The organism is Achromobacter insuavis, assembly GCF_902859645.1.
Taxonomy (GTDB): domain Bacteria; phylum Pseudomonadota; class Gammaproteobacteria; order Burkholderiales; family Burkholderiaceae_B; genus Achromobacter; species Achromobacter insuavis.
Genome location: NZ_CADIJR010000129.1, coordinates 1 through 10,557 on the forward strand (window position 1 = coordinate 1; position 10,557 = coordinate 10,557).

Annotated in this window: 7 protein-coding genes and 1 pseudogene; 3 read left to right on the top strand and 5 right to left on the bottom strand. The window is 69.3% G+C overall.

Annotated features, from left to right (window positions below):
• The 3 genes from H0523_RS30540 to H0523_RS30550 all read left to right on the top strand — a co-directional run.
• Window positions 1-2,061, top strand: a 2,061-nt coding sequence (locus H0523_RS30540; RefSeq protein WP_257225189.1) for a hypothetical protein, incomplete at its 5' end; no start/stop codon positions are given.
• Between the two features lie 127 nt (window positions 2,062-2,188).
• Window positions 2,189-2,683 (top strand): hypothetical protein, encoded by a 495-nt coding sequence (locus H0523_RS30545; RefSeq protein WP_231689973.1) that lies wholly within the window; start codon window positions 2,189-2,191, stop codon window positions 2,681-2,683.
• Between the two features lie 28 nt (window positions 2,684-2,711).
• Window positions 2,712-3,101 (top strand): hypothetical protein, encoded by a 390-nt coding sequence (locus tag H0523_RS30550; RefSeq protein ID WP_054434054.1) that lies wholly within the window; start codon window positions 2,712-2,714, stop codon window positions 3,099-3,101.
• 52 nt (window positions 3,102-3,153) lie between these two features.
• Here the strand turns inward: H0523_RS30550 and H0523_RS30555 are convergent, their stop codons facing one another.
• The 5 genes and pseudogenes from H0523_RS30555 to H0523_RS30575 all read right to left on the bottom strand — a co-directional run.
• A complete protein-coding gene (locus tag H0523_RS30555; RefSeq protein WP_054434052.1) occupies window positions 3,154-5,454 on the bottom strand; it encodes a DUF2235 domain-containing protein in 2,301 nt (766 codons plus the stop codon).
• Window positions 5,447-6,226 carry a DUF3304 domain-containing protein gene (locus H0523_RS30560; protein WP_054434169.1) on the bottom strand — a complete coding sequence of 260 codons (780 nt, stop codon included), beginning with the start codon at window positions 6,224-6,226 and terminating at the stop codon, window positions 5,447-5,449. The genes H0523_RS30555 and H0523_RS30560 overlap by 8 nt, the downstream gene beginning before the upstream one ends.
• A 34-nt stretch (window positions 6,227-6,260) precedes the next feature.
• The gene (locus tag H0523_RS30565) at window positions 6,261-7,232 is read right to left on the bottom strand and encodes a DUF4123 domain-containing protein (protein WP_054434050.1); all 972 of its coding nucleotides are present in this window, start codon (window positions 7,230-7,232) and stop codon (window positions 6,261-6,263) included.
• 13 nt (window positions 7,233-7,245) lie between these two features.
• Window positions 7,246-10,122, bottom strand: coding sequence for a type VI secretion system Vgr family protein (locus H0523_RS30570; protein WP_180180268.1), 2,877 nt, complete (start codon window positions 10,120-10,122; stop codon window positions 7,246-7,248).
• A gap of 26 nt (window positions 10,123-10,148) precedes the next feature.
• A pseudogene (locus H0523_RS30575) lies at window positions 10,149-10,557 on the bottom strand (hypothetical protein); the annotation flags it as partial.

The window sequence follows — 10,557 nt, forward strand, 5'->3', positions numbered from 1 at the left end:
GGCGCGATGGCGGACCAGGCAGCCACCCTGGGCGGCAAGGCCGCCGGCCTGCTGTCCGGCGCGGGTGCAGCCGGCGCAGCGAGTGCAACGGGCGGAGCAGGCGCAGCGGCGGCCACGACGGGTGGTGCCGCGACCGGCGCCGCCGGCATGGCCTCTTCCGCCACCGGCATGGCCGCGCAAGCGGCCGGCGCCATGGGCAATGCCTCCGCCGCGTCGGCGCTGTCGGCCGCCTCAGGCCTGACGGCGGCGGGCGGCGGCGGCGGCGTGGGCGCGGCCATCGGCCCGATGATGACGCAGGCCATGGGCGTCATGGGCGACCGCGGCGCGGCGCTCGGCTCCACCGTGAACACCCTGCTGTCGATGCCCGACGTCACCCAGGGCAACCTGCCGGCCGTGGCCGGCGCCATCCTCAGCACGCCAGGGTTGAGCAACTCCGCGATCCCGACGGTGGTGGGCGCCATCCTGCAATCGCCCAGCATTTCCAGCGTGACGCTGCCCAAGGTGGCGGAAACCATCATGAACATTCCGGCGGTGGCCAACTCGCCCTATCCGGGCCTGGCCAAGCGCGTGATGGAGGCCGCCGGCATCAACCTGCCCGGCGCCGCCCGCGTGCCCGGCGAGGCCACCGGCCAACCGGCAGGCGGCACGCCGACGCCGGCCAGCACGGCGGCCTCCCCCTACCAGGCGCGCAGCGGCGCCAAGCTGCAATACGTCAATCTGCCGCGGGCCGAGGAACGCTGGAACGATGGCCAGGCGCTTACCAGCCTGGACCGCCAGACCAACAAACCCAAGATCCACGTGACGTTCAACAAGGCCGGCCAGCACCGCTTCACGGTCAAGGTCAGCCCGCGCCCGGGCAATGCGGTGTACTCGGCGCGCGAACTGAGCCGCCAGCCGCTCTACCGCGAGCCGAACCAACGCTCCTACAGCTACGTCACCGATCCGGACGGCACCAAGATCGTCGACGACATCACGCTGCCGGCCGCCGGGCTGAACACCTATCTGTTCGAGGTGGTCAACGACAAGAACCAGATCATCTCCACCGAAGTCGTGGAAACGGTCAGGCGCCTGTACATCCAGGAGATCATGCTGCCCGGCCCCGAACCGATGCAGCGTCCGCACGGCTTCCAGCCAACCGCCACCGAATACGCGCGGCACGGCGTGGACGTGGTGCAGCTGCCGCCGCTGACCACGCGCGGCCAGGCCAATTACGATGTGATCTACGACAACAGCGCGGACGATCCGCGCCTGCGCAGCGCGGCGCGCTCGGTCTATGCCCAATCGCAAGGCGCCGAGCGCGAGCCGTTCACCATCGTCGCCTGCCACGTGGACCGGCTGGCCACGCCGAAGCCGGTACAGCCCTTCTACATCCGCGCCAATGCGGGTCCGGGCGCGGGCAGCACGCAGGTCCAGTTCGCCGATGCCGCGGGCGACGTCAGCTTCCTCTGGTACAACATCGACCCGGGCCAGGACTGGTTCCTGGAATGCCTGTTCGAATACACCGACCCGGCCGCCGGCGTGCGACGCGCGGTGGTGCCGCGCGATCGGGTCACGCCGGTCCCCTACGATCCGGCCGAGCCCAAGGCCTGCCATGCCGTGAATGTCCGCCTGGAGGGGCTGCTGCCCGTGCCCACGGCCGGCAAGATCGTGCTGCGCGTGCGGCTCATGGAAAGCGCGGCGGCGGGCATCGCGTTCTACAACACCAACCTGCTGTGCGTGGCCGCGATGTCGCCCTGGGATCCGGTGACGATGGACTACCAGCAGGAGACCTTCGTGCATGAGATCGGCCACCTGATCGGCATGACGCCGAGCGGCCCGGAATGGGTCCAGGCGCATCCGGACGAAGCCGACATGGACTCGTCCAAGCTCGACAAGGGGCCGTTCTTCTATTCCAAGTGGGGCAACCACTGCCATCAGGGCCTGCCCGCCAACCAGTTCAGCGATGCCGACACCGGCGCCTGCGTCATGTTCGGCGCCGACTGCATGAGCATCCGCTTCTGCGTCCATTGCGCCAAGGCCGTCCGCAAAGTGGATATGTCCGGTGGCTGGCCCACGTTCTGACGGCCGGCGCCGCGCGGCGCCGGCCCTGGCCCTGCTGCTCGCGGCAGCGCTGACCGCCCTGCCCGCGTCGGCGCGGACCCCAGCCGGTCCGCGCGCTCCCTCTCAACCCGCTACCCAGACCGCTTCCATGACCACCGACTGGATCGACCCGCCCGCCTTCGCCACCGCGCCCATCGGCACCGTGCTGGATCATGCCTGCATCCCGCCCAACCACGGCAGCGACGATCAACTGAACATCGCCGCGCCCGCGCGGGTGCGGCCGCAGGCCACGGGCGCGCTGGTGATCCCGGTATGCGCGCAGGGCATCATCCCGGTCTCGCAGGACCAGAAGCTGCCGCGCTTCGTGGCGGTCAACACCCAGACCGGGGCGGTCTACGAAGGCGTGGCCTACGAATACAAGCGCCGTCCGCCCCGCGCCGGCGTCGAAGTCGACGAGATCCCCGGCTCGCGCCCGCCCAAAGGCATCCCGATCAGCCCGGGCATCAGCGTCGGCACGCAGTTCAGCACCGACCTGGCGGCGCAGACGGCATTGCCGAGGGAGCCGGCGAAGTACGAGGTGTATATCGAGTCCAACGGCGTGCGCTCGAACACCGTCACCATCGAGGTGCAGGCGGCGCGTTAAGCCGGCGCAGCCCTCGCACCGCCCAGCCATGTTCCCGATCGAAGCCCTCCTGATCGTTGGCGCCATGGCGCTGGTGGTCGGCGTCGCCGTGCTCGTGGTGGCGATCCAGGTACTGCGATTCATCTACTGGGGGTACTGGGCCGACGATGCGACCCACGGCGAACGCCCGCATTTCACCGGACCGCTGCTGGCCCTGGCGTTCAGCCTGCTGGCCGCCAGCGAAGTCCTGCCGCTTCACCCGATCCTCGACCGGATCCATGAGCTGAATCCGGTGCCGCCCTGGGCCACGGAGTATTACGTGGTGGCCATGCTGGCGCTGATGGTGCTGTCGTGGATCCATGGCGGCAGGATCAAGAACCGGCTGTGGCAAGGGCTGCTGGGACGGCTGCGGCGGAAAAAGGCGCCACCCGCGCCGTGAACCGCGTCAGCCGCGCGGCGGCAAGCCTCGGGCTTTCAAGCGCGCGCGCCGGTCATGGCCGGGCCGGGGTCAATCCGTCCAGGTTCGCCCGCATCTGGTCCACCCGCGCCGCCGAGGCGGTATCGGTCTTCATCTTGGCCTCCTCGGCCTTGAAATCGGTCTTGCCGAAAATATCCTTGTCGCGCGTGCGGAAGTACAGGGACGTGCTGGCCAGCAGGTGATCCGGCCAGCTGCTCAGCATGGCGTCATGCACCAGGAAGTCGAACAGCGCCATGACCTTGGGCGGCAGCGGATTCTTGCCGGCGCTGGCTTCGCGCCAGATGTCCAGCAGGCGCTGCTGCGTCGCGCGCTTGGCTTTCATGTCGGCGAACGGATCCTTGGGCTTGTCGTCCTCGGTCAGGGTGCCGCCGCCGCGCGTGATGAGCTCGTTGCGCATGTTCTGCATGTTGAGCTGGTCCTGGTCCATCTGTTCCATGGTGCGCACGACGTTCGGATTGCGCCGGCGGAATTCCTCCTTGTGGCGCTCGCGCTCCGCGTCCTGCCGTTCGGCGTCTTCGAGCCCGCGGTATTCCTCTTCCAGGCGCTGCCACAGCGGCTTGAAGCGTTGCGGCGGCAATTCGCCGCGGCTGGCCTCGGCGCGGTCCCGGCGTTCGTTCTTGAGCGCCTCCAGTTCCTTCAGGCGCGCCGTATTCTCGGGCTTGTTGCGCTCCTCGCGCGGCAGCATCGAGACGCGCCGCAGTTCCTCGTTGTAGGCCTGCTCGGGCGTGAAGAAGTCGCGGTCCTGGATCCACTTCTCGGCCGGATCGGACAGATCGCTCTTGAAGACCGGATCCTGGTAGCGCACCGCGAGCCAGCGCAGGAACACCTCCATGTGCGGCATGAAGTCGATGCCCGGCTCGTACTTCACCACGCCGCGATAGGCCTCGACCAGTTCGGTGATCCGGTAGCTCTGGGCGCCGTCCTTGATGGGGATGCCCATGCTGAACTTGGCATAGGTCAGCGGCCGCTTGTCGAACAGTTGCTCCATGCTGTAGAACCCCACGCCATTGCACAAGCCCAGGTTCAGCATGTCACGCAGCGGAACGCGCGACAGCTCGCCGCGCGATCCCAGCGAGCCCTCCGGACTGACGCCGGTCACGTCGCCGCTCGACCCCGGATAGAGATACTGCTCGCCGCGCGTCTTCTCCAGGCTGTCGACGCGCTGATTGGCGCGCAATTCCTGGGCGGCGGCGAAGTGCACGCACTTCTCCACCGCGCCCGGCACCGTCAACGTGCGGTCCTTGTGCGTCTGCTTGAGCAGATCGGTGAACGGCAGGAAGCCCAGGAACGTGCTTTCGTCCATGATCGACGACACCGAGTCCAGCAGGCCCAGGAAACGGATGCGGATCTCGGCCTCGCGCGCGCCCTTCTGGCCCGGGAACACCAGGTCCTTGTCATGGCGGCGGCGATACTTCTTGACCACATCGTTGATGAACTGGCGCGCCATCACGCCGCCACGGTCGCCGCCGAACACCGAGATCTCGATCCGCCGCACGTTGTTCATCTCGGCGCTGACGGCCTCGTGCGTGGCCCGCAACTGCCGCAGCGCGGCATCCACGCGCACGTCGACGCCCGTGCCCATGAGGTAGGCCACGGTCTCGTTGTCGCGGATGACGGGCACGCCCTCCATGACCGTGGTCTTGGCGACTTCCTTGCCCGCGGTCCAGGCGACCTTGAGCGGGTTTTTCTTGAAGCCCGACCAGAAGCCCCGCACGGTGCCCTTGGCGCGGTTCACCAGGCGCTCGGGGTCCCATGCATTCCAGATCCGGACCACCTTGTCGGGCAGCGTCTTGACGTCCTTCACCACGTCCTTGTACGCCTTGACCATGGGCTGGAACGAGCCCTCCTTGATCATTTTCTGTGTCGCGCCGCGCAAGCGCTTCAGGGCGTCCGTCTCCGGAATCTCGTCGGCGCGGGTGATGTTCTTGGCCGCGCTCTGGGCGTTCTTGATCGTCTCGCTGAGGATCTTCTTGCCCGCGGCGGTCGCGCCGTATATCAGGTCGTCGTTCCTGGCATCCTCGTTCAACTCCGTGCCGAGGCCGGAGTAGTAGAAGCGGAACCAGTATTGATTGACCGGCCGGTCTTCATCGTCGTGGGCGTAATGCGCTTCCCACAGGCGGCTGACGTTGGAATAGAACGTGGGATGCTTGCTGTCCACGTCCCGGCTGCGGCCGAAGCCGTCGAAGAAGAAGCCGATCCGGATCACCGCCCCGCATTCCTGGCAATCCTGCCGGGGATAGGCGGCCTCGCTCTCGGCCATCTTCTTGAGCACGGAGGCAGGCGTGCGATCGACCGGCGGCAGGTTGTCAGCCATTCTTGGCTCCCGGCTTGGCGCCCGTGGCCTTCAGGTGCGCGATCTTGTCCGCCGGCAGCTGCCGGACGGCCTTGGCGAAGTCGCCCGGCTGGCGGCCCGGCTTGGCCAGCAACGCGGCGATGTCCGCGTCGGCGTCGAAGTTCGATGCCACCGTGAAGTACAGGAACATGTACTGTTGCAGGTCCTGCCCGTCCTCGATGCGGTACCTGGTCCACGCGGTCTTGGTGACCCTGGCCACCACCCGGCGCACTTCCGCGCTGCTGCGATAGTCGCCCAGGGCGTCGCGATGCTGCGCGTAGAGCCAGCGCGTGACCTCGACGATCGGCAGGCGGACCTGCCCCAGCAGTTTTCGGCTCAGGGCCAGCTCCATGTGCTCATCGGGATAGATGTGCAATTCCAGGTACAGCGGCCCCTCGCCCGGCGGCACGTCGGTGGCGGGGAAATGCACCGGGGTTTGCTTGTTGAACATCACCTCGTCCAGCTTGCCGTCGAACATGTGCTCGCGGACCTTCTCGCCGTCCGCGCCGCGCCATTCGACCTTGAAGTCGGTGCCCTTGAGGCTGTAGCAGCACGTCACCGAGCCTTCGCCGCCGCCCGCGCCGATGGCGCCCGTGGCGGCCTTGCCGCCGTGCGCATCCGTGATCTGGATCCGGTCCAGGTCCCAGGGGGTGTAGTTGTAGGCGACGAACGACAGGCCATGGTAGCTGGGTTCGCCGTTGCAGCCGGCCAGCAGCCCCAGCCACATCATCAGGACAAACAACCCCTTGCGCATCAAAGACTCCCATCCATATCGCGTGCCTGCCCCGTCATGCCTCGACCTCCTCGTTCCGTTCCTGTTCCGCCCGCAGCAGCGCGTCCCACACCGCATCGGGCACCTGCGCCAACGCCTGCGACAGGCCGTCGCCCTGGAAGGCGCGCAGCGCGGGCGCGATCGCCTCGTGTTCATCAAAGCGCGGGGAAATGGTGATGCCCCACGCCACGTAGTCCAGCATGTCGCGCTCGCTCTCGACGCCGTGGGCCCGGGCCCGCGCCATCTGCTCGACCACGCGCGCATACAGATCGTCCTGCCGCACCCCACCGCCCAGCACCCCCAGGTAGATGCGGCGGATCTGCACCGCCAGCTTGTCCGGGTAATCCAGTTCCAGCAGACGCTCATGCTGCGCCAGCGCGAATGGCTGTTGCCGCGGCCGGTCGGCGGCGTCCAGGCTGACGCCCGGCCCCGCCCACTGCGCCATGGCGCCATCGCGGCGCGCATAACGCAGCAGGCTCAGCGGCGCCAGGAAGCGTTCGCGCTCGGGCGCCGTCCAGACCTGGAAAGCGCGATCCAGGATGCGGCTGTCGTAGAAATGCAGGTAGTACTCGCGGCCATCGGGCAGTCCATACTCGCCGTAGTAAGCGAAGTGCGCCATCAGCTCGGCCAGCGGCAGCGGCGATACGACATGCGTCACCGCGTAGACGCCGCCCTCGATCTGGTGCAACCGCCTGAGCAGGCGCAGCACCTCCGAGGTGCGCGGCTCGCCAGGCCCGCGCCACAGTTCGAAACGGCTAAGGTCGTCGAGCTCGATCAGCAGCGGCGCGATCTCTTCGTAGACCGCCAGCTCCGTGCCGACCCAGATCGACCCGTGACTCAGGTCGGCGCTGGCCTTGACTGGCGCGGCCAACTCGGCGCGCCCGCGAAAGTCCACCAGCAGATAGGTGTAGAGCGGAACGCCGCGGGCATAGGCCAGATCGGCGGCCTGCGCCAGGGTGTCGTTCAGATGTGCTTCCCAATCCATCATGCCGCGGTTCGCCTCACGCCTTGTCAGTGATCGACTGCACGCCATCGTGCGCATCCAGCACGCATTGCTTGCAGACCGTGAATTGCGGGAAGGCGTAAGGCAACCTGTCCGGCCCGGCGAACTGCTTGTTGCCGGTCTTGACGTCGATGCGGCCGGGCGCGGTGACGGTGATGTTGCCGCCCTCCAGCACGATGCTGGCGCCCGCCGCCGTCGCGATGCGGATGCGCTTGGGCGCGGCGTATTCCACCGCGGTCTGGGCGCTGCCAATGGTGATGTCCTGCTGCGCCTGCACCCGCAGGATGTCGTGCTGCGCCTGGATGTCGACGTTGCCCTTGGCCGAGATCAGGTCCAGACCCGACTCCGCGCCGCTTTGCTGCAGGCCCGCCACGATGCCCAGGCCCTGCCCCGTGTGCAGACGCAGCGCGCCCATCACCGCCAGGTTCTGGTCCTTGCCCGAGGACCAGTGCACGGCCTCGCCGGCGGTGTATTGCAGATGCTGCCCGGCGACCTGCGCCAGCCCCGCCCGCGCCGCCATCAGCACCACCGGATCGGTGGCGTGCGGCACCTTGCCTTGCGCGGCCTGCGTATGCTTGGCCGAGGCATCGCCACGGGCGCCATCCAGGCTGTCGCCGGCGACGGTGCCCGAGACCGTGCGATGCATGGCCGCCAGCGGCGCCTTGTCGCCATCGAGCACGCTGGCGCCGGGCGCGCGCGTGCCCTGCACTGTCGCCAGCCGCAGCCCCTGGTGCGCGCCCACCACGCCATCGAGCGAGCGCGCCATCTGGTCGGTCTGGCCCGCCAGCGCCTGCACTCCGGCCGCATCGCCGATCACGCTGGCATCGTTGCCGTTGCCGCTGTAGGTCGAGAGCAACACGCCCGCGCCGCCGCGCACCGCGCCGTAGCCATCGGTGCGCAGCTCGGCCCCCAGGCCGCGCAAGCCGCCGCGGTAGTTGCCGGCCTGGTGGATCAGGTGGCCTAGATTCAGCTCGCTGGCCTGCTGGCTGCTCTTGACCTGCATGCGCAGCTGGCCGTCGGTGTCGTCGAACACGATCTGGTTGTAGCCCGCGCCGCCGAACTCCTTGCTCTTGAAGCCGCTCAACGCCGCCGCGTTGCGGTGGTTCTCGTCACCGCCGGCCGCGCCATGCCAGGCCGGCGCGTTGCCCGCCGCAAGGTTGGCCTGGGCGCTGGGTGCGGCATCGCGCGCGGCAGCGTAGACCTGCGTGTCGGCCTTGGCGCCCGGGCGTCCGCCCGGCGTGGCGGGCGTGCCGCCTTCGCCGCGGCCGTTGTACAGCGCGCCCACCACGATGGGCTGGTCGATGTCGTCGTCCAGGAAGCGCACCAGCACCTCCTGGCCGATGCGCGGCACGAAGCTGATGCCCATGCCCGCGCCCGACTGGCGCTGCGCCACCCGCACCCAGCGGCTGGCCGCCTCGCCCTCGGCGGCGTTGGCCTGCCAATGGAAGCGGATGCGCACGTCGCCGCGCTTGTTGCGCAGGATCTCGTCCTGCCCTTTCGCTTGCGTGCCGCCCTCGGCGTCGGTCACGACCGCCGTGTGCACGCCATGCACCGACGGCGCGCCGCTCAGGCGCGCGCCGCGCCGGTGCGCCAGCTGCGGCCGCCACGGCCGGTCGCAGCGCACCGCCTCGAAGCGGTTGGCGTAGCCCACCTCGCGCGCTTTGGCCAGCACGGCCGCGTCAACACGCAAGGCGATATCTTCACTCGGCGACGCGCCCGGCGCGGCCAGCGCGTCGCCATCCAGCACCAGGTGCCGATCCAGCCCGCCCAGGCGCTGCGCCAGCGCGGTGCGCGCTTCGGGCGGCAGGTTGTTGATGCCGATCTGCTCGACGCGGTCGAGCGCGAACAGCGGCTCGAAGCCCGCTTCGCCGGCCGGACCCAAGGCAGACAGGTCCTGCAGCGTAAAGCGCGTGCCCGAGCGGAACGTGCGCACCACCCCCAGCCCGACGAAGGTTTCGGCGCGGGCGCGCAGCGCCTCGGTCGCCAGGTCCGCCTGCCGGCGCGCCTGGGCTTCATCCGCGAAGCCGCCGTGGCCGGTGATCTCGTACCAGTCCAGGCCCTGCTCGTCGCCATGGCCGCTGGCCGCGTTGACCAACGATTGCGCGGCCACGGCGCGCTTGCCGCTGTCGTGCCAGCCCAACACGGTGATGCTGTCGGGCGTGCGGCGGCGCTGGCGCGCCAGCGCCTGCACGGTGTCGCGCGATTCGGTCGCCGCGGCGCGCTGGAAGCGGATGCCGCCGCCCGCGGACTCGGCGTCCTCGGCCAGGTTGCGGCTGTCGGCGAACAGCTGCACCACGTGGCGCGCGGGCGCGCTTTCGTCTTCCAGCACGGTCCAGCCCAGGCCGGCCTCGGCCAGCAGGCGCATCAGGAAGTCGTAGTCGGTCTCGCGGTACTGGGTGGTGTAGGGGCGCGGCTTCAGGCCCGCCAACGCCGGTTCGACGTCGGCCGCCAGCCGGTAGACATAGCCCTCATAGCCATCGAGCACATGGCGCACGATGTCCAGCACGGCCTTGCCCTCGAACACGCGGCTGGCGCGCCGTTGCGTCGCCAGCCACAGCCACGGCACGACGGTCAGCCGGTAGCGCGCCAGGCCGGCGTCGCCCGCCAGCAGCTCAGCCTCGCGGATCACGCCGCTGCGCGCCGCGCGGCTGCCGTCGGCGCGCGTGGTCCACAACGTGACCGGGCGCGAGATCATGTCCTGCAGCGACAGGCCGGCGTCATCCGACAGCGCCACCACGCGCAACTGGCCGACGCCGGAGAGCGCCTCGCGCGCGATCCAGCCCTCCACCTGCAAGGACGCGAGCACGCCCTCGCCTTGCAAACGGTAAAGACGGGCATCGGCATTGAACAGGCCGGCGGTGGCAGTGGGATCCATCGGGGAAAAACCTTGGTCAGGCGCGATCACGGTTCAATGTGGGATTGCGCATTGGGACATTCGGGGGCCGTGCCCCAGTGGCCCGCGCAGACGCGCAGGCGGCATTGTTCGCTTTCGAGAAAGCCGAGCTTGCGGCATTCCCCGAGGCGGGTGGCGAGCGACGATCCCGGCAACTCGCGCACGAAGATACCGTCGGTCTTGTAGACCTTGGTGCCGGGCGGCGATGCCGGCGGCAGGCCGTAGGCCATCAGCGTCGCCAGCAGGGCCGCGTCGCTGTCATTGCGTGGCGTGGCCTTGCCGCGCGCCGGCGCGCTCTTGGACGTGGACGCCGGCGCGCCGGGCGTTGCCGCGGCCACCACGGTGGCTTCGCGCGAACGCTCCGCATGTTGCGCGGCGGGACCAGGCGCCCTGGACGGCGCGGCGCGCGGCACGGCG